Source organism: Leifsonia sp. Root227 (genome assembly GCF_001428745.1).
Classification (GTDB): Bacteria; Actinomycetota; Actinomycetes; order Actinomycetales; family Microbacteriaceae; genus Leifsonia.
The window spans coordinates 588,573-607,308 of record NZ_LMIO01000004.1 but is presented as its reverse complement, the minus strand read 5'-3'; the positions used below and the strand labels follow the sequence as shown (position 1 = coordinate 607,308).

Genomic DNA, 18,736 nt, shown 5'->3' with positions numbered 1-18,736 from the left:
GCTCAGCGGCGGGATGCGGCGTATGTGAATGCGCGGGCGACGGCCCACAGCACCACGCCGATGGCGAGGAGCGCGAGCGCGATGCCGTACTGACCGGCCGGGCGTCCGGAGGTCCACGGGAACACCAGGTAGAGACAGGTGATCGCGCCGACGATGGGCAGCACCCGCGGCGTGCGGAAGTGCTTGTGGTCGACCGGCTGGCGGCGCAGCACGAGCACGGCGACGTTCACCACGGCGAACACCGCGAGGAGCAGCAGCGACGTTGTGCCTCCGAGGAGCGCGACGATCGAGCCCTTCGGGTCGAGCGAGACGTAGACGATCAGGCCGAGCGCCAGGGCGCTGGTGAACAGGATCGCCGCCCACGGCGTGCGGCGCTTGGGCTGCACCTTGGAGAGGAAGCCGGGGAGCACGCCCTGCTTGCTCATGCCGTAGAGCAGACGGCTCGCCATCATCATGTTGATCAGCGCCGTGTTCGCCACCGCGAACATCGAGATGAACGGGAGCAGGTCGGCGATCGGGAAGTCCGGCGCCGCCGTCTGCACCGCGGTCACCAGCGGGGTCTCGCTGCCCGCCAGCTCGCCGATCGGGACGAGCGCCACCACCGTGATCGAGACCAGCACGTAGATCACGGCGGTGATGCCGAGTCCGGTCAGCATCATCTTCGGGAAGATCTTGCTCGGATTCTTGGTCTCCTCCGCCATGTTGACCGAGTCCTCGAAGCCCACCATCGCGAAGAACGCCAGCGACGTCGCCGTGCTCACCGCCAGCAGGATGCTCTTGTCCTCCGGCGTCTCGAACGCCACCACGCGGGAGAAGTCGGCGTTGCCTCCCCCGATCGCCCACAGTCCGATCATGATGACGAGCAGCAGGCCGGACAGCTCGACGATCGTCAGCACCACGTTCAGCCAGACGCTCTCCGTCACGCCGCGCAGGTTGACGAGCATGATCAGCACGATGAACGCGAGCGCCACCAGCAGGGTCAACCCGTTGTCGTCCGGCAGGCCGAAGCCGACGGAGAGGTTGACCGCGAACGCCCGGGATGCGGTGGCCGCCGACGTGATGCCGGACGTCATCACGATGAAGCAGACGATGAAGGTGAAGAAGTGCACGCCGAACGCCTTGTGGGTGTACAACGCAGCTCCGGCGGCCTGCGGGTACTTGGTCACGAGTTCGAGGTAGGAGAACGCGGTCACGGTCGCGACGGCGAACGCCAGCAGGAACGGCAGCCAGGCGGCGCCACCCACCTCCGCCGCCACCTGGCCGGTGAGCGCATAGACGCCCGTGCCGAGGATGTCTCCGACGATGAAGAGCAGCAGAAGACCAGGGCCGAGTGCCCGCTTCAGCTCCGGCTGCTCGCCGTCCGCGGTCTTGATGACCTGGGTCCAGGAAGGATTGCTCACGTTCGCTCCGTTGTCGATCGACGGTGGGAGCTACTTTATGTGAAAGTTCTCAGAATTGTCACCCGAACGGGGCGCGACATGCTGGTATACCCCGCAACGACGCCTCCGGGCGGCCGCCGAGCCTGCCCTCAGCGCTTGCGGCCGGTGAAGTGCTCCATCGAGGAGTAGACGCCGAACAGGTTGCCGGCCACCGCATCCCAGGCCCGCAGCGGCAGCAGCCCCCTGAGGGTGCGCGCGAGGCCGACCGACCAGGGGAGCAGCAGCATCGGCCGCCCGGCGAGCATCGCCTTCCAGACCCTGTCGACCACGTACTCCGGGGTGAGGATCGGCGTGAGCAGCGGGCCGCGCGCTCCCTCGAACATCCCGGTCGAGATGTAACTCGGGGCGACCGTCGTCACCTTGACGTGCCCGAAGCCCTGTTGCAGCAGTTCCAGCCGGAGGCTGTCGCTCCAGCCGATCACGGCCGATTTGGATGCGGCGTAGACGCTCATCCGCGGGTTCGACACCGTTCCCGCCGCCGACGCGATGTTGACGATGCGCGCCTCCCTGGAACTGGAGATCATCGCCGGGAGGAATTCGCGGGTGATGTACATCGGGGCGAGAGCGTTGACCTGCATGGTCTGGCGGGTGTCCTCGCCGTTGTCGTGCTCCCAGAAGTACTTGCCACGCACGATCCCGGCGTTGTTGATGAGCACGTCGATGCCGTCCAGCTCCTTGCGGACGACCTGCGCGGTCTGCGCGATGGCGCCGAGCTCGCCGATGTCGAGCACGAACGGATGCACGGTGGTCGCCGGCCGGCCGGCCGACGAGCTCGGCGACCCTCCAGGCCCGCCCCACGGCGACGCGGAACGCTGGTCCATCACCTCGGCGCGCAGCTCGGCCGTCACCACGGCGAGCGCCGCCTCGTCGCGATCCCAGAGGACGACGGCGGAAGCCCCCTCGCGCACGGCGCGCTCGGCGTACAGCTTCCCCATCCCCGAAGCTGCCCCCGTGATCAGCACGCGGGCGCCCCGAACCGTTCTCGTCATAGGTCTATCATCCCAAGTCGCGGGCGTGCGCGTCAGCGCGAGAGGCGGAACGGGTCAGCGCCGCGCGCGGTAGTCCGCCCGCTGCTCCGCGCCGAGGTGCTCGGTGGCGTAGCTCAGCATGGTGCGCGGCATCTCGGCCGCGTGCTCGTCCAGGAAGGCGAGCAGCGCATCCCTGTCGACGCGCTTGCCCACCTCGCGGAGCATCCAGCCGACGGCCTTGTGCATCAGGTCCTCCCTGTCCTCCAGGAGGAGGGCGGCGAGCTCGAGGGTGGTGGACGCGTCGCCGTGCTTGATGAACGCGAACGAGGACAGCACGGCGACACGACGCTCCCAGAGCACCTCGCTCGCCGCGAGCTCGAAGAGCAGGTCTCGCGGACGGTCGACGAGGTATTCGCCGAGGACGAACTCGGCGGACGCGTCGACCAGGTCCCAGTTGTTCACCCTGCCGCGGCGCACGGCATCCAGATAGAAGGAGGCGATCTCCTCCCTGCGCGCCTCGTCCAGAGCGCGCGGGCGACTGGCCAGCTCGAAGTCCCTGTTCAGAATGATCAGAGCGGCCAGGCGGTGCTCGTGCACCTCGCTGTCGAGCAGTTCACGGAGCTGGTCCAGCGGCATTCCGCCGAATCGCTTGGCGACGGCGCGGGTCTGCGGAACGCGCACGCCGATGAACACGTCGCCCTCTCCGTACTGGCCGTGACCGGTCTTGAAGAAGCGCTGCAGGAAGACCGCGTCCTCCGGATCGGCGACCTCCGCGAGCGCATCCCGAACCTCTGCTGCCGTCACGAGCCCGAGCATACCGGCGGAAAAGTGCGTGGCCGAGGCGTCGGGCGCAAGGGAAGACACCGGATGGGCAAGAAAACGTCGATAGCGAGTGGATAGGCTCGAATCCGGGTGCAATCCGGCACCCGGACCAGTGCCGCAGCCGCGGACGACCAACGACGGGAGGTTCGTCATGTCACAATTCGTTTCCCAGTTCAGCGCAAACGCCATTGTCGGAGAGCCCGAGGTCGTCGAGGACGCCCGTTCCGTGCGGTCGCTGGCGACGCATCCCGCGTGGCTGGCCCTCAAAGAGGCAGCGGTCGCCCTGCAGCAGGTGCAGGTCAAGGACGGCTCCGTGCCGGAGGAGGCCGACAAGGCCGGTGCTGCGCAGCAGGTGGATGCGATCATCGCGTCGATCTCCGAGCTCGCGCCGCACTTCCCGCACGACGCAGCGTACCTGGATGCGCTCCGCGCCGACTTCCGCCGCTGGGCGGACGACGGCCTCGGCGTCCCCGACTTCCTGGACGCGCTCAACGCATTCCAGCCGCAGCAGCATCGCGTCGACGGGCTCGGCCACCTGGTCGTGTTCCCGATGTACACGCAGAACGGCTCGACCAACCGCCTCGTGGAGGCCGTGCTGGTCGAGGTGATCTGGCCGGAGTTCATCGCGGAGCTGGAGGCGGGCGACTACGGCAACAAGCTGTTCGTGCCGCTGCGCTTCGTGGACTTCACGCCCGGTTACGACACCAATTCGGCCGTGCTGTTCCCCGAGACCGTCGCCATGCGGGAGATCCCCTCCTTCACCTGGGGAGCGATCTTCCAGGACCGCGAAGCCGCACGCTACCGGCGGGTGGTCAGGGCGGCATCGGAGATCACCAAGCTGGAGCTGCCGGACGATGCAGCCGCGATGCTGGACGACCAGAAGCTCGCGGAGGAGACCTTCGTGATGTGGGACCTGATCCACGATCGCAGCCACATGCGCGGCGACCTGCCGTTCGACCCGTTCATGATCAAGCAGCGGATGCCGTTCTTCCTCTACTCGCTGGAGGAGCTGCGCTGCGACCTGACCGCGTTCCGCGAGTCGGTGCGTCAGGAGCGCGAGCTGAAGGCACTGCCGGACGCCGAGCTGTCCGAGGCGCAGCGCCAGATCCGCGACCACGCGAAGCTGGTGCAGTACGCGGTGATCTTCGACCGGATCTTCCGGTTCGCGATCACCGGTTCGCGCGTCCGCAACTACGACGGGCTCGGCGGGCAGCTGCTGTTCGCGTGGATGCACCAGCACGACGTGCTGCACTGGACGGACACCCAGCTCACCATCGACTGGGAGGGCGTGCCGGAGGTCGTCGTGGCGCTGAGCGACAGGATCAACGACCTCTACTGGCGGTCCATCGACCGACCGAAGGTGTCGCACTGGCTGGCGGCGTACGAGATGCTCACGGAGACGCTCACGCCGAACCCGGCATCCCACTGGGCGCGCGGGCTTCCCGACGAGATCCTCGCCGGCGTCCCGAAGGGATACACCGACCAGGTGCTGGACGACGAGTTCCCGCTGTCGATGTTCTACGAGGCGCTGAACAAGAAGATGGCCGGAGTCATCGAGTCGACGGCCGGGATCACCGGCCACTCGGACGAGAAGTGACGGAAGGTCTGCCGCTCGACGGTCGGCTGGTGCTGGTCGCTGGTGCGACCAGCGCCAGCGGCGAGGCCGTTTCGCGTTCGCTGGTGACGGCGGGCGCGACGGTCCTCGCCGTCGGCACGCGGCCGGAGGCGCTCGACGCCCTTGCCGCTGCCGTGCCGGGCGTCGACACCAGGGTCTGCGATCTCTCCGACCGGGATGCGGTGGCCGAGCTGGCCATGCGCATCCACCTGAAGTTCGGAGCGATCGACGGGCTGATCCACCTGGTGGGCGGCTGGCGGGGCGGAGGGGGCATCGCCGGGCAGTCCGACGAGGACTGGGACTTCCTGGAGCGCGGGTTCCGCACGCTACGGAACACGACGCGGGTGTTCTACGACGACCTCGTCGCATCACCGGCGGGGCGGCTCGCGATCGTGTCGTCCACGGCAGTGGATGCGCCGTACGCGGGAGGGGCGAACTACGCGGCGGCGAAGGCGGCGGCGGACGCCTGGACGCGCGCCGTCGCGCAGGGCTTCGCCAAGGCGGCGCCGAACGCCGCCGCCGTGGTCTTCGTCGTGAAGACCCTGGCCGGGCTGGAGGAGCGGCTCGGCGCCGCTGTCGTGCGCCTGTGGGAGTCCGATCCCTCCACAATCAATGGCACGCGGGAGTTGCTCACAACTTCCGCGGACGCCGCGAACTGACTCTCACACTCCTGCAAGGATGGATACGTGACGCTACAACTCCATGACCTCAACCTGCGCGGTTTCGCCTCAGACAACTACGCGGGAGTCCACCCCGAGATCCTCGACGCCATCGCCGCGGCCAACGAGGGCCACCAGATCGCCTACGGCGAAGACGTGTACACGGCGCGACTGCACGATGTGTTCGCGGAGCACTTCGGCGACGGCGTGCAGGTGTTCCCCGTGTTCAACGGCACCGGCGCCAACGTGGTCGGGCTGCAGTCGATGATCCCGCGCTGGGGCGCTGTGGTGTGCGCGAAGACGGCGCACATCAACACGGACGAGGCGGGCGCGCCCGAGCGCGTCGCCGGGATCAAGCTGCTCCAGGTCGAGACGCCGGACGGCAAGCTCACCCCGGAGCTCATCGACAAAGAGGCCTGGGGCTGGGGCGACGAGCACCGCGCTCAGCCGCTCGTCGTGTCGATCACGCAGACCACAGAGCTCGGCACGGCGTACAGCGTCGACGAGGTGAAGGCCATCGCAGACCACGTTCACTCGCTCGGCATGAAGCTGCACATGGACGGCGCACGCATCGCGAACGCCGCCGCGTCGCTCGGGGTGCCGCTGCGCGCGTTCACCACCGACGCAGGAGTGGACGTGCTCAGCTTCGGAGGCACCAAGAACGGGATGCTCTACGGCGAGGCGATCGTCGTGCTCAACCCGGAGGCGTCCGACGGGCTGCTCTACCTGCGCAAGCTGAACATGCAGCTCGCGTCGAAGATGCGGTTCATCTCCGCCCAGCTCATCGCGCTGCTCACCGACGATCTCTACCTGCGGTCGGCGTCGCACGCGAACGCGATGGCGAATCGGCTGCGCACGTCCCTCGAGGCCGGCATCGCGGACGGCAGCATCGTTGGTGTCGGATTCAGCCAGGCGACCCAGTCGAACGGCGTGTTCGCCACGCTGCCCGCCGGTGTCGCCGACAGGCTGCGCGAGCACTTCCGCTTCTACGACTGGGACGCCGCACGCCACGAGGTGCGCTGGATGTGCTCATTCGACACCACAGAGCACGACATCGACGCCTTCGTCGCAGCTCTCAAGCAGGAGCTTTCGGCGTAGACAGTTCGTTTCTTGCACTACAGCGTCGGCTTTTTGACGTCAAGAGCCAGGGACACCCCAAGCGAGGGCCAGAATGACACTCCTACTGGGGTACAAATCGTGTCCTCCATTTGACCCACATTGGCACGATCTTCGCTAGTCTGGGATAGCCGGCGGAGGAACCCGAATATCCTCCGAAGGTAACCCCGAACGTATGCCGGGCTGCGTGGATTCCCTAGGTCCACGCACCCGGCATCGCGGCGTTAACGGGCGAATGTCAAAGGGCGGATCCGGTCCAGTAGCTGTAGCCCGACGCCTGGACGAAGCCGAGCCTCTCGTAGAGGGCGACGGCGGCGGTGTTGTCCGCCATGACCTGCAGCCAGAGGCGCTCGACACCGCGGACCGCTGCGGCGTCGGCGACCGCACGGATGAGGGTGGCGGCGTGGCCGCGGCGGCGTGCCTCCGGCCGCGTTGCGACGGAGAACAGGCCGCCCCAGCCGTCGACGACGGCGAGACGGGCCACTGCATCCGGGCGTTCCGCCGGGCCTGAGGCGGCGTAGAGCGCCTGGACCCCGGCGAGGATGCGCTCGGCGACGGCCTGCGCTGCCCGGTCGCCGCGGCCGTCGACCGACCACCAGAGCTCCATCCACGGCTCGGACGGGAGGGAGGCGATGTCGACGGCAACGGAAGCCGCCGCGATCGTCGCGCGGTCGGCGACCAGGATGCGCGTGGCCGAGTGCTCACGATAGCCGCGGGCCGCGAGCTCGGCGGGGAGGGCAGCGTCGGTGGCCGGGCTGACCTGGAAGACCGTGGGCAGGCCGCGACGACGGTATGCCTGCTCGGCGACGGCGACGAGGTCGGGCACGGCGGCCGCATCCGCCCGTCCGGAGGGGAGGACCGAGTTGGCGCGGTTGGTGACGCCGTCCGCGAAGCGGAGCGTCCACGGGCCGAGCGCTTCGCGCTCGAGCGCCGGCCAGCCGCGGTCGGCGAGGTCGTCCAGCTCGGCGGGAGACGGGAGAGGCAGCACGACGGCAACGCTACCTCCTCCCCCGCGCGCCGCCTGCGAACGTTGCACAGTGCGCCCACACCTGCACCCACGCCTCCGCGGTCAGGTCGCGCGGCAGTGCGGACGGCGCCACCTCTGCCGCGGCCAGCGCCGACCTGCGCGCCGCAGTGGGGACGCCGACCGCGTTGGCGAGGATCGCATCCATGCCCCTGCCGTGGCCGGTGAAGACGGCTGCCACGAAGCGCTCGTATGCCCGGCGCTCGGTCGAGCGGATCAGGGGGTCGCGTCGTCGCTCGACGGTGAGGAGGCCGCCGTCGACGGACGGTCGTGGACGGAAGCCGTCGGATGGCACTCGGGCGTGCAGCGCGAAGTCGAACCAGGGGGCGGCCTGTGCCGTCATCATGGTGCGTCCGCCGACGCCCGCGCGCTTGCGTGCCACCTCCCACTGGGTGATCACGATGGCGCTGCGCCACCGGCCGGAGCCGAGCAGGCGGCGCAGGATGGGAGTGGTCAGGTGGAACGGAAGATTGCCGACGACGACCGGCCTGTCCAGCGGGAAGCGCAGCGCGTCCGCCTGGCGGATGTCGGCGGACGGCAGCCGCTCGGCCAGACGGCGCACGCTGGCGCCGTCGAGGTCGATCGCCAGCAGGTCGCGGCCGAGCCTGGCCAGGTGCCTGGTGATGGCGCCGTCGCCCGCGCCGATCTCGAGGATCGGCCCGCGCGTCGCCCGGGTGAGGGCGACGACCCTGTCGATGGTGGCCTGGTGGACGAGGAAGTTCTGGCCGAGCTCATGCCTGCCGCCGACCGGGGCGACCGGTCGGGATGCGCGGGAGGGACGGGATGGATGGGATGGACGAGAGGAATGGGTACGCACGTGGGACTCCAGCAACGAAGGATGGAGCGCCCGCGGAACAGGTCGGAGGCAGCACGAACGGCTTCCGTATCCGGGGCGCGAAGGTCTCCGGAGGTACGGCGCGATCAGTGAATCGGTGGAAGCGCGCCGTCAGGCGCGACGCTCCCGCGCGATCACGCGTCGCCCGCAGGCGACGCTGTTCAGTGTTCCCATACACAGCACGGTAGGCCATCTGCCACCCGCGCGTCCAGGGCGGCGGGCTCTGGATGCGCGACACCGGCCGGCTCTGCACGTTCGGCTCGGTTGACTCGGCCTGGGACGCGAGTACCGTCAATGAACGCCCGAGAGCACGACCCGAAAGGACCGCAGATGACCGAGGCACTGACCGACGCCCAGGTGGAAGGACTCGGCGCGAAGACCGTCGCGCACGTCGTCCATTATCGGCGCAAGACGTACGTGACAAGGCCGTCAGAAGGGTACGCACTGCTGAAGCGCGTGCGCACCCTCCTCAAGGACGGCACCACCGACCTGGTTCCCCTCGTCCACAGGGACGGTTTCGTGTGGCTCGCCATCGGTCCAGGCATCCCGATCGCGGTGGACGAGATCGAGACGGACGCCGGGCACAGCGAGCACCACACGCTCAAGCGCCTCGGGCTCGACTGACCGGGTCAGCGCGTAGCGTGCCTGCGGCGGTAGGTCCTGGCGATCGCGATTCCGACCCCTGCGGCGGTGAGGGCGAGCGCGGCGGAGAGCGGCGCGGTGAGGTCGGAGCCGGTCTCGGCGAGGTGTTCCCTCGCTGACGGCGTCGCCGGGCCGGTGGCCGACGGCGCGGGAGTCGACGTGGCTCCAGCGGGTGCGGGTGTCAGCGTGGAGGTCGGCGTCGGGGTGGGCGTCAGAGTCGCCGTGGGCGTCGGCGTCGGCGTCGGCCTGGACGCGGGTGCCTGCCCGGTTCCCGTCCCGGCGGCCGCCGTCGTCTCCACGGTCGACTGCACGGGCGTCGATTCACCGTTCATCACCACGGTTCCCGTGTTCTTGTATGCGCCGAGCGCCGCATCCGTCACCACGGTGTCGAGGTCGAGCCTGGTGTATTGGCCCGCTGGCACATCCGCCCAGGTGACCGTCACGCCGGCCGGCGTGCAGTCGACAGCGGCGGGATAGTCGGCGCTCCGGTCCGGCTGCGCGATGGCTCCCGTCGCCGGGTCCCACATGCCGATCGTCGGGGCGACGCTCGTGCAGTCGATCGACGTTCCGCCCGCCGGGGTGTCCGTGATCGTGACCGTGTTCACGGTGTCGGTGGTCGCCGGATCCTCGATGAACGAGTGGATTCGGGTCTGCGCGGTGTCCGCCCAGTATCCGTTCTTCGACGCCGTCGTCGGAGCGGCGGTCTCGCACGAGCTGGTGCACGGTCCAGCCTCGACGACATCGATCGGATAGACGGTCGATCCGACCATGAACTGCAGAGTGGTCGGACCCGCCTGGGTCTGCTCGGCGGTGAACAGCGTCGTGAAGGCGCAGGTGCCGTTCACCGAGTGGGGATGCGTCGACACGAAGCTCGTGAGGATGAAGGTGACCAGACCGGAGGCGTCGGCGTGGGCCGTGGCGACCACATCCCCCGCCGTGTCCTTCAGGTCGAAGTCGGCCGTGCCGAACCAGGAGAGCTGTTGCGGGAGCTGGAGGGTGAACGTGTCGCCGGCGGACGAGCCGTCCGGAACCGCCCAGGTGCAGTCGAAGGTCGACGTGGCGTATCTGCCGACCGAGGGCGTGGAGGTGAGGGAGACGCCGGTGATGGCGTTGGGGATGACGGCAGCCTCCGCCGTCGGGGCGGCGAGGAGGCTCAGCCCGCTCAGGCCGAGGAGGCCGACGGCGGAGAGGACGATAGCGAGCAGTTTTCGGGACACGGGTGCACATCCATTCGGGTAGATGGCCGCCGACGACAGCGGCACCCGAAGAGATGCACGGCCCTCGCGTTCATGACGCGAGGGCCGTGAGATTCAGCGAGTGGTCAGGCTCCTGCCACCGGCACCAGGTCGCGCTTGCGCGGCACGGGCTCTGCCGCCGGCTCGGCCGGGATGGTCGCGACGGTCGGCTTCGCCGGCTTGGCGGGCTTGGCCGGCTGGGCCGGTGCGGGAGCGACGGGAGCGGCCGCCTCGACCGCATCCACGCCGTCCGTCGCGGTGAACTCGCGCAGCCACGGCACGAGGTCCTTGCCGAGGTCGTCGCGGGCGGCGGCGAGCTGCACGATCGCCTTGATGTAGTCCAGGCGGTCGCCGGTGTCGTAGCGACGCCCGGAGAAGACGACGCCGTGCACGCCGCCCGTCCACGATGGCGCGGTAGCGAGGCCCTGCAGCGCATCCGTCAGCTGGATCTCGCCGCCCTTGCCGGGCTCCGTCTTCTCCAGGATGTCGAAGATCTCCGGCCGCAGCACGTAACGCCCGATCACCGCATAGTTCGACGGAGCGCTCTCGCGGTCCGGCTTCTCGACCAGGCCGGTGATCCGCACGACGTCGTCCTCGTCCGTCTCGACCACTGCGGCGGCACCGTAGAGGTGGATCTGGCTCGGGTCGACCTCGAGGAGAGCGACGACCGTGGTGTTGAGCTGCCGCTGCACCTCGAGCATCCTGGACAGCAGCGGGTCGCGGGCGTCGATGATGTCGTCGCCGAGGAGGACGGCGAACGGCTCGTGGCCGATGTGCATCTTGGCGCGGAGCACGGCGTGGCCGAGACCCTTCGGGTCGCCCTGGCGTACGTAGTGCATGTCGGCGAGCGACGTGGACTGGTTGACCTTCTCCAGCCGGTCGAGGTCGCCCTTCCTGGCGAGGGTGTCCTCGAGCTCTGTGTTGCGGTCGAAGTGGTTCTCCAGCGCGTTCTTGTTGCGGCCCGTCACGAGCAGGACATCGTTCAGGCCTGCGCCGACCGCCTCCTCGACCACGTACTGGATGGCGGGCTTGTCGACGACGGGGAGCATCTCTTTGGGCATGGCCTTGGTGGCCGGCAGGAAGCGCGTGCCGAGCCCTGCGGCCGGAATGACAGCCTTGGTGACGTAACTGGTCATGATGGTTTCCTCTCGAAGGAAGCGGGGAACAGCCGAAAAGGGGGGATGCGGTGGATGCGGTGGATGCGCTCAGCGCACGCCGGCGAGCGCGGCGAGGTCGTCGGCCAGCGGGGCGCCCTCCGGCACCCTGCCCATGACGTGCACCGCCCAGCCTGCGGCCGACCACGCGCCGGCGTCGAGGCAGTTGCGGGCGTCGATCACCGTTTTACCGTGCACGATCGCCGCGAGGGCGGCAGGGTCGGCCTCGACGAACTCGGGCCACTCGGTGAGCACGACCGTCACGTCAGCGCCGTTCACCGCTTCCTCGACCGAGTCGGCGTAGCCGAGGGTCGGGAACATGCGCTGGGCGGTGGAGCGCGCCTCCGGGTCGTACACGACGACCTGCGCTCCGCGGAGGTGAAGGGCGGCGGCGACGTTGAGAGCCGGCGAGTCGCGCACGTCGTCCGTGTGCGGCTTGAACGCGGCCCCGAGCACGCCGATCCTGCGGTTGAGCACCGAGCCGCCGCAGGCCGCGATGGCGAGGTCGATGACCCGCTGGCGGCGGCCCATGTTGATCTCGTCCACCTGCTGCAGCAGGCCGACCGCCGCGTGCGCACCGAGCTCGCTCGACCGGTGCATCAGGGCGCGGATGTCCTTGGGCAGGCAGCCGCCGCCGAAGCCGAGGCCGGCGTTCAGGAACTGGCGACCGATCCGAACGTCGTGACCGAGCGCATCCGCCAGCAGGGACACATCGGCGCCTGCGGCGTCGCACACCTCGGAGATGGCGTTGATGAACGAGATCTTGGTGGCGAGGAACGCGTTGGCGCTCACCTTCACCAGCTCGGCGGTCGGCAGGTCGGCCACGAGGACCGGCGTGCCCGCCGCGATCGGGGTCGCGTAGATGCGGCGCAGCACGGCCTCGGAACGCTCGGACGTTCCGCCGAAGACGAGACGGTCGGGAGAGAGCGTGTCGTCCACGGCCTTGCCCTCGCGGAGGAACTCGGGGTTCCAGACCAGCTCGGCCGAGATGCCGTCCGGCAGCTCGGCGGCCACGATGGCGCGCAGCCTGGCGGCCGTGCCGACCGGGACGGTCGACTTGCCGACGATGACGCCGTCGTGCGTCATGTTCTGCGCGATCGACCGCGCCGCAGCCTCCACGTAGCTGAGGTTGGCGGCGAAGCTGCCCGACTGCTGCGGCGTGCCGACGCAGATGAAATGCACGTCGGCGAGCGCTGTCGCCTCAGCGATGTCGGTGGTGAAGCTGAGCCGACCGGATGCGACGTGCTGGGTGATGAGCTCCGGCAGGCCTGGCTCGAAGAACGGCACGCGGCCGTCGCGGAGGGCGTCGACCTTGCTCTGGTCGGTGTCGACGCCGATCACGTCGAACCCGAGCTCGGCCATCGCTGCGGCGTGGGTGGCTCCGAGGTATCCGGTGCCGATCACGCTGATGCGCGGGGCCGGCTGTTCCTTGGTGGTCTTCTTGGTGGTCATGTCGCGTGGTCCTTTCGCTGGGATGTTCGCTGAGGTCATTGCGCCGGGGTGAGCGTGAAGTGGTCCTCCGGGCGCGTGATCCCGGAGATGAACGCGGAGAGCGTGTCTGCGCGGGAGTCGATGCGCCAGTCGTTCGTCGCTCTGACCCCCTCGACGTAGCTCGTCACGGCGAGGTTGAACCAGGAGAACCCGATGATGTCGTCGTTCTCCGGCTTGGAGAAGGCGTTGAAGAAGTCGGTGACCCAGGCCGTCTTATGGCCCTGCGTCTCCGACGCCCCCACCTCCGCGAGGACGATCGGCTTCTTCGTGATGGCCCTGAGCTGGTTCAAGCTCGGAGTGAAGGTGTAATCGAACGTGAAGCTCTGGTCCGCCTTGTACGGCGGCCGCAGGTAGCCGGACAGTCCGACCCAGTCGACGTAGTCGTCGCCGGGGTAGAGCGAGGGAAGGTAGCCGTCGACCTTGTGCTGCGCTGGGAGATTGTTGACGATGTTCGGCGCCCACACCCAGATCACCAGGTCGTTCGCGCCCTCCTCCTGGAAGACGTCGTGGACGTGCTTCCACATCTTCACGTAGTCGCCGGGGCTGTTGCCGTTGATCGAGTTGCCCTTGCCGTCGGTCTCCGCCCACGGGTACCAGACGCCGTTCATCTCGTGGTCGAGACGGATGGCCAGCGGCAGGCCGGTCGCCACGATGTCCTTGGCGTACTGGTGCAGGTAGGCGTCGAAGTCGCCTCCGATGATCTTCGGGAGCGAGTACTCCGGCGCATCCACCGAGTCGTTGCCCGCCGAGATGGGCCTGGACTCCCAGGTCATCATCGGCAGCCTGCCCTGCTGCCAGGCGCGGGTGACGGCGCTGGCGCGGAACGTCTCGTCCCAGCCGCTGAAGTAGCCGACGAGGTTGGGCTGCACGCCGACCTTCGCGCTGGTCGCGTCGAACGTCGCCCAGTTGAACGGGGCCTGCTCGGTGTACATCCCGTAGTAGCGGCTGGCCGGCTGCAGCAGCTCCGCCTTGCTCGGCGCGGTGATCGGGGTGGGCTCCGGCGCGATGTTTCCGCCGTCGCCTCCGTTGCCGTTACCGCCGTTTCCGTTGCCTCCGGTGCTGGTGCCTCCCCCGGTTCCTGCCTTGCCACCGGACGCGCCGCTCTTGGCTGCTGCGTTGGCCGAGAGGGCGCCGTTCGCGCTGGCGAGCTGGGCCTTCGCCTGGGCGAGCGCCTTCTCCGCCGTGACGGCGCGCTGCTGCGCGGAGGCGAGCTGCTTCGCGGTCGACGCCTGCGCGGCGAGCGCCTGCTGCTGCAGGGAGGAGAGTTTGCCGTTCTGCGTCGCGATGGTCTTCTTCGCGGTGCTCAGGTTCTTCTGCAGGCTCGCGTTCTGCGCCGCGAGCGGGTTGACGGCGGTGGCCGCGGCGTCGACCACGGTGCGGACCGTGCTCGTCGGGGACGACCAGACGTAGTAGGAGATGCCGCCGAGCACGAGGCTCAGCACGACGAAGGCGGCGGTGGTCATGAGGGAGCGCGACTTGGTCTGCGCCCACCAGTGGGCTGCTTGGCTAGACAAGGAACAGGGCCTCCATGGTCAGGATCGCGATACCGATCAGGTACGGGATGGCGGCGTACGGGTTGAGCCGACGCCGCTCGGCGCGAGCGGTCTTGGTCTGGGTCTTGGTGATCTTGGTGGTGGTCTTGGTGGCCGCGCGGGTCTCTGCGCGGGTGGCCAATGCGGTCGTGGTGCTCAGGGCGGTCGTGGTTGTCAAGCCGCCGACCGCGTCGGGGAGCTGCTCGGCCCGGGTAGGCGCATCCAGTGCCTGCGCATCCAGTTGCTGCGCATCCCGCGCCTGGGCCAGGGCGATCTCGTCGTCGCTGCTGATCTCGTTCGGTCCGCCGGAGTATGCGCCGGAGCGGGTGCCCCAGCCACTGGCGTGCGCCATGCGGAAGAACCCGAGCAGGCGGATCGGCATGAGGAAGAACGTGGAGACGATGATGAACACCGGAAGGCGGAAGAAGTCGGACGGCTTCTCTGAAAGGTGCCGGATCTGACGGATCGACATGCTGATGACGGAGGAGGCGACCATCAGCGCGACGACCGTGAGCACTCCGCCCTGCACGCCGTACGCCTTGAGGAAGCCGGCGTAGAAGTTGTAGCCCTCACCCGTGATCGAGCGGTAGACCCAGCCGCCGAGGACCCCGGCGAGCACGAACGGCAGGATGATGTCGGTGATGAAGAAGAACGCCAGCAGCGGGGCGTGGCCGAGCATCCAGGGCAGCATCCTGAGCGTGTTGTACTGGCTGCCGCGAGCCCAGCGGAGCTGCTGCTTGAACAGCTTCTTCACCTTGAGCGGCGCATCCGTGTAGACCAGGCTGGTGTGCTGGTACACGGTGCGGTAGCCCTCCTTGAGGGTGAGGTTCGTGAGCGTCCGGTCGTCCGAGACCTCGAGAAAGACGCCGAGGAACTTCTCGTTCATGAACTTGTCCATGACGCGCATCAGGATCGACCGCCGGAACGCGATGGTGCGGCCGGGAAGGCAGCCGATCTGCCCGACGACGCTCTGCGCCGGCATCGAGTACAGGGCGCGTGAGTTCTCCAGCCAGTCCGCCCACCGGGTGATCCAGCTCCGCTCCGGCTCCAGGATGCGCTGCTTGGTGGTGACGCCGCCGACGCGCTCGTCCTTGAACGGCTTCACCAGCTCGGAGAGCGTGTTCTCCGTCCAGACGGTGTCGGAGTCGACCAGCACGGTGATGTCGCCCGTGGACATCCTGGTGCCGATCATCACGGCGTTGCGCTTGCCGGGGATGGGGGTGTGCACCCAGCGCACCAGCGGCGCGAACTCCTCGCAGACCTCGACGAGGCCGGGGTTCGGGGCGCCGTTGATGACGACGATGATCTCGCCCGGCTTCTGCTCGACCATGCGGCCGATGACGTCGCGGAACAGATCGAGCGGTTCGTCCACCACGGGGACGACGACGCTGGTCGATACCTCGAAGTCCTCGGTGTACGGGCGGTAGCGGCGGGAGACGGCCACCTTGATGAGCCAGATGACCCAGATGAAGGCCGAGTAGACGGCGAACAGATAGAACTCGGGATGCCCCTCCAGCATGTGCCGGATTTGCAGAATGAAGATGAACATGGACGGGACCTCGCAGAGATACAGGGGGTGTCATCCACGTCACTGGGGATCTGGGCGGTCGGGTTGATCAAGTTCTAGCCGGGACGTTTCGCGCGCCGCAAGTGACGTTTCCGGGCAGCGGGCGACGGGGGACGGTGTGCCCCGTCCCGCCCCTGTCCGCCGACACGCGGACACGATCCGGCTGTCGGCAGAATGACGGACACACCCCCGTTCGGGGGAGGCGGAAAGGCCGGTCAACTGAGAAATCGTTCAGAGTGATGCTGCGCATCCCGTCGACCGCGGTGCGCAGGGATGGCGATGTGATTTGTACCCCGGATGCGGGTAGAAAACGGACGGGCGCAAGCCGGGGAGAATTAACACACCTGTAACAAACGGTTCATTTTCCGGGGGTCGGAATACTCCCACGCTGAATGTGTTTGCATGGTTATAGCTTGGCAATGGAGCCACGCGCTTCCATGTCGTTCGAACCACCAGGAGAGCCATGTCCATCGCCGAGCTGAACTCGCGCGCCGCCGTCACCGCGGCACCCATCATCCCCGCCCTCGCAGAGCGCTGGAGCCCCCGCGCCTTCGACCCGAGCGCCGTCGTCCCCGAAACCGCGCTGACCGCCGCGCTGGAGGCCGCCCGCTGGTCGCCGTCCGCGAGCAACACGCAGCCGTGGCGTTTCGTCGTCGCCCGCCGCGGAACCACCGAGTTCGACACCATCGCCGCGACCCTGATGGGGTTCAACCAGGCGTGGGCAGGATCGGCGAGCGCACTCATCGTCGCATTCGCCGAGGTGAAGGATGCCGAGGGCAACGACCGCCGCTGGGCCACGTACGACCTCGGTCAGGCCGTCGCCCACCTCAGCGTCCAGGCGCACCACGACGGCCTGCACGTGCACCAGATGGGCGGCTTCGACGGGGAGGCGCTCCGCACCGCCTTCGGCATCGAAGACCGCTTCGTGCCCACCTCCGTCAGCGCCATCGGCGTGCTCGGCGACCCTGACGCCCTTCCCGACCCACTTCGCGAGCGCGAGCTCGCACCACGCACCCGTGCCGCGCTGGACGACATCGTCGTCGTCAACGCGTAACGGATAACGCCTGACGGCGACTCCCTACGAGAGGGGCGTGGTCGACCCCGCACAGGATCGGCCGCGCCCTGTCCCGGAGTTTGACGCGCGCCGGATCTGTGGGAATATGGCCGAACTCAGACGGCCATAGCAGTGTCGCGGGTCGTTGCAGAGTCGCAGCGTCGCCCGCCGAAGGAGAGACAATGACGACTCCCATCGCGCCAGCGATCGCATCGAGCGGCAAGCTCAAACGGAACCTCGGCCTGTGGGCGATCGTCGGTCTCGGCCTCGGCTACATGACGCCGACCGTCGTGTTCGACACGTTCGGCATGGTCGCGAAGGACACGAACAACGTCGTCCCGTCGGCTTACCTGGTTGCGCTCGTCGTGATGATGTTCACGGCCATCAGCTACGGCAAGATGGCCGGCGCCATTCCGAGCGCCGGGTCGGCATACACCTACGTGCGCGAGTCCATCCACCCGAACGTCGGCTTCCTGGTCGGCTGGACGTCGCTGATCGACTACGTGCTGCTGCCGATGGTGAACTGCCTCATCATCCGCAGCTACCTCGAAGCACTGTTCCCCGGCGTGCCAGGCTGGATCTGGGTGGTCATCTACTGCGCGGCCGTCACCTCTATCATCTACCTGACGATGCGCGGCACCTCCAACATCAACATGCTGCTGCTGGTGTTCTCGATCGTGGTCATGGTGGTGTTCGTGATCATGGTGATCGCGCAGCTCTCCCAGGGTCAGGGCGCCGGGACCATCGCGTCCGTCCAGCCGTTCCTGCACGACGGCGTGACGCTCGGCGCTGTGCTGACCGGCGCCACGATCGTCTGCTTCTCGTTCATCGGATTCGACGCGGTCACGATGTACGCCGAAGAGGCCAAGACCCCCAAGATCATGCCGAAGGCGATCCTGTTCACGGTGATCATCGGCGGCGCGATCTTCCTCATCACCTCCTACTTCACGCAGCTCCGCTTCCCGTCGTCCCACGTGTTCCCGGAAGAGGCGATCCAGGACAGCACGCTGCCGGAGATCGGTCTCCAGGTCGGCGGCCAGACCCTGCAGGCCGTGCTGACCGCTGCCGGGTTCTGCGCGACGCTGGCCTCCGGCCTCGCCTCGCACGCCTCCGTGTCCAGGATGCTCCTGGTGATGGGCCGCAACAACGTGCTGCCCAACCGGTTCTTCGGTCACATCAACGCGAAGACGCACACCCCGACGTTCAACATCGTGCTGGTCGGCGTCATCAGCCTGCTGGCCGCGGCATTCACCCTGGAGACGATCGCAGCATTCATCAACTTCGGCGCGCTCATCGCGTTCACCTTCGTGAACATCTCGGTGATCGCCTGGTTCGCCATCCGCAAGGGCCGCCGTCGCACGCCACGCGACATCGTGACCTTCATCGTGCTCCCCGCCATCGGAATGCTGCTGACCGGCGTGCTCTGGGCAAACCTCCACGTGGATGCGCTGATCGGCGGCAGCATCTGGATGGGCCTCGGCGTCGTCTACCTGCTGGTACTCACCCGCGGGTTCCGCCGTAGCGTCCCCGGCTTCGACGAAGGCCAGCCGGTGACCGGGTTCAACAAGGCCGTGAAGTAGCGG

General features: G+C 68.2%; 16 protein-coding genes. 6 read left to right on the top strand and 10 right to left on the bottom strand.

Annotated features, from left to right (window positions below; translation table 11 throughout):
- Window positions 1-2: 2 nt before the first annotated feature.
- The 3 genes from ASE16_RS17670 to ASE16_RS17660 all read right to left on the bottom strand — a co-directional run bounded on the left by ASE16_RS17670 (window position 3) and on the right by ASE16_RS17660 (window position 3,211).
- Complete coding sequence (locus ASE16_RS17670; RefSeq protein WP_055898144.1) at window positions 3-1,400, bottom strand: APC family permease; 1,398 nt, start codon at window positions 1,398-1,400, stop codon at window positions 3-5.
- Between the two features lie 128 nt (window positions 1,401-1,528).
- Window positions 1,529-2,428 (bottom strand): SDR family NAD(P)-dependent oxidoreductase, encoded by a 900-nt coding sequence (locus tag ASE16_RS17665; RefSeq protein ID WP_055898141.1) that lies wholly within the window; start codon window positions 2,426-2,428, stop codon window positions 1,529-1,531.
- A gap of 54 nt (window positions 2,429-2,482) precedes the next feature.
- Window positions 2,483-3,211 carry a DNA alkylation repair protein gene (locus ASE16_RS17660; protein ID WP_200949689.1) on the bottom strand — a complete coding sequence of 243 codons (729 nt, stop codon included), beginning with the start codon at window positions 3,209-3,211 and terminating at the stop codon, window positions 2,483-2,485.
- Between the two features lie 169 nt (window positions 3,212-3,380).
- On the opposite strand from ASE16_RS17660, the gene ASE16_RS17655 reads away from it, so the two are divergent.
- The 3 genes from ASE16_RS17655 to ASE16_RS17645 are packed head-to-tail and all read left to right on the top strand — an operon-like array spanning window position 3,381 to window position 6,601.
- Complete coding sequence (locus tag ASE16_RS17655) at window positions 3,381-4,826, top strand: DUF6421 family protein (protein WP_055899024.1); 1,446 nt, start codon at window positions 3,381-3,383, stop codon at window positions 4,824-4,826.
- Window positions 4,823-5,503: an SDR family NAD(P)-dependent oxidoreductase gene (locus tag ASE16_RS17650; RefSeq protein ID WP_055898135.1), complete on the top strand. Its 681-nt coding sequence runs from the start codon at window positions 4,823-4,825 to the stop codon at window positions 5,501-5,503. Before ASE16_RS17655 ends, ASE16_RS17650 begins: the two co-directional genes overlap by 4 nt.
- A gap of 27 nt (window positions 5,504-5,530) precedes the next feature.
- On the top strand, window positions 5,531-6,601 hold the full coding sequence (locus ASE16_RS17645; RefSeq protein WP_055898132.1) for a threonine aldolase family protein: 1,071 nt from the start codon (window positions 5,531-5,533) through the stop codon (window positions 6,599-6,601).
- Between the two features lie 256 nt (window positions 6,602-6,857).
- On the opposite strand, the gene ASE16_RS17640 is transcribed toward ASE16_RS17645, so the two are convergent.
- Together ASE16_RS17640 and erm are read right to left on the bottom strand one after the other, a co-directional pair.
- Complete coding sequence (locus tag ASE16_RS17640; RefSeq protein WP_235500586.1) at window positions 6,858-7,607, bottom strand: GNAT family N-acetyltransferase; 750 nt, start codon at window positions 7,605-7,607, stop codon at window positions 6,858-6,860.
- 10 nt (window positions 7,608-7,617) lie between these two features.
- Window positions 7,618-8,460, bottom strand: coding sequence for a 23S ribosomal RNA methyltransferase Erm (gene erm / locus ASE16_RS17635; RefSeq protein WP_055898129.1), 843 nt, complete (start codon window positions 8,458-8,460; stop codon window positions 7,618-7,620).
- Window positions 8,461-8,808: 348 nt separating this feature from the next.
- Here erm and ASE16_RS17630 point away from each other — a divergent pair, with 348 nt between their 5' ends.
- The gene (locus tag ASE16_RS17630) at window positions 8,809-9,102 is read left to right on the top strand and encodes a hypothetical protein (protein ID WP_235500577.1); all 294 of its coding nucleotides are present in this window, start codon (window positions 8,809-8,811) and stop codon (window positions 9,100-9,102) included.
- Between the two features lie 5 nt (window positions 9,103-9,107).
- On the opposite strand, the gene ASE16_RS17625 is transcribed toward ASE16_RS17630, so the two are convergent.
- The 5 genes from ASE16_RS17625 to ASE16_RS17605 all read right to left on the bottom strand — a co-directional run bounded on the left by ASE16_RS17625 (window position 9,108) and on the right by ASE16_RS17605 (window position 16,081).
- Window positions 9,108-10,337: an Ig-like domain-containing protein gene (locus tag ASE16_RS17625; protein WP_055898123.1), complete on the bottom strand. Its 1,230-nt coding sequence runs from the start codon at window positions 10,335-10,337 to the stop codon at window positions 9,108-9,110.
- Window positions 10,338-10,441: 104 nt separating this feature from the next.
- Window positions 10,442-11,491 (bottom strand): UTP--glucose-1-phosphate uridylyltransferase GalU, encoded by a 1,050-nt coding sequence (gene galU / locus ASE16_RS17620; protein WP_082581557.1) that lies wholly within the window; start codon window positions 11,489-11,491, stop codon window positions 10,442-10,444.
- Between the two features lie 69 nt (window positions 11,492-11,560).
- Window positions 11,561-12,961 (bottom strand): UDP-glucose dehydrogenase family protein, encoded by a 1,401-nt coding sequence (locus ASE16_RS17615; RefSeq protein ID WP_055898120.1) that lies wholly within the window; start codon window positions 12,959-12,961, stop codon window positions 11,561-11,563.
- 35 nt (window positions 12,962-12,996) lie between these two features.
- Entirely contained in the window at window positions 12,997-14,514 is a 1,518-nt protein-coding gene (locus tag ASE16_RS17610; protein WP_055898117.1) for a glycoside hydrolase family 26 protein, read from the bottom strand.
- The gene (locus ASE16_RS17605) at window positions 14,507-16,081 is read right to left on the bottom strand and encodes a glycosyltransferase (protein ID WP_055898115.1); all 1,575 of its coding nucleotides are present in this window, start codon (window positions 16,079-16,081) and stop codon (window positions 14,507-14,509) included. The genes ASE16_RS17610 and ASE16_RS17605 overlap by 8 nt, the downstream gene beginning before the upstream one ends.
- A 481-nt stretch (window positions 16,082-16,562) precedes the next feature.
- Here ASE16_RS17605 and ASE16_RS17600 point away from each other — a divergent pair, with 481 nt between their 5' ends.
- The gene (locus ASE16_RS17600) at window positions 16,563-17,153 is read left to right on the top strand and encodes a nitroreductase family protein (RefSeq protein ID WP_055898112.1); all 591 of its coding nucleotides are present in this window, start codon (window positions 16,563-16,565) and stop codon (window positions 17,151-17,153) included.
- A gap of 182 nt (window positions 17,154-17,335) precedes the next feature.
- Window positions 17,336-18,733: an APC family permease gene (locus tag ASE16_RS17595; protein ID WP_200949688.1), complete on the top strand. Its 1,398-nt coding sequence runs from the start codon at window positions 17,336-17,338 to the stop codon at window positions 18,731-18,733.
- Window positions 18,734-18,736 lie beyond the last annotated feature (3 nt).

Bases quoted from the DNA above. Each gene is read 5' to 3' on its own strand.
- ASE16_RS17655 (WP_055899024.1), top strand. From the start codon at position 3,381: ATGTCACAATTCGTTTCCCAGTTCAGCGCAAACGCCATTGTCGGAGAG.
- ASE16_RS17605 (WP_055898115.1), bottom strand. From the start codon at position 16,081: ATGTTCATCTTCATTCTGCAAATCCGGCACATGCTGGAGGGGCATCCC.
- ASE16_RS17665 (WP_055898141.1), bottom strand. From the start codon at position 2,428: ATGACGAGAACGGTTCGGGGCGCCCGCGTGCTGATCACGGGGGCAGCT.
- ASE16_RS17615 (WP_055898120.1), bottom strand. From the start codon at position 12,961: ATGACCACCAAGAAGACCACCAAGGAACAGCCGGCCCCGCGCATCAGC.
- galU (WP_082581557.1), bottom strand. From the start codon at position 11,491: ATGACCAGTTACGTCACCAAGGCTGTCATTCCGGCCGCAGGGCTCGGC.
- ASE16_RS17595 (WP_200949688.1), top strand. From the start codon at position 17,336: ATGACGACTCCCATCGCGCCAGCGATCGCATCGAGCGGCAAGCTCAAA.
- ASE16_RS17630 (WP_235500577.1), top strand. From the start codon at position 8,809: ATGACCGAGGCACTGACCGACGCCCAGGTGGAAGGACTCGGCGCGAAG.
- ASE16_RS17600 (WP_055898112.1), top strand. From the start codon at position 16,563: ATGTCCATCGCCGAGCTGAACTCGCGCGCCGCCGTCACCGCGGCACCC.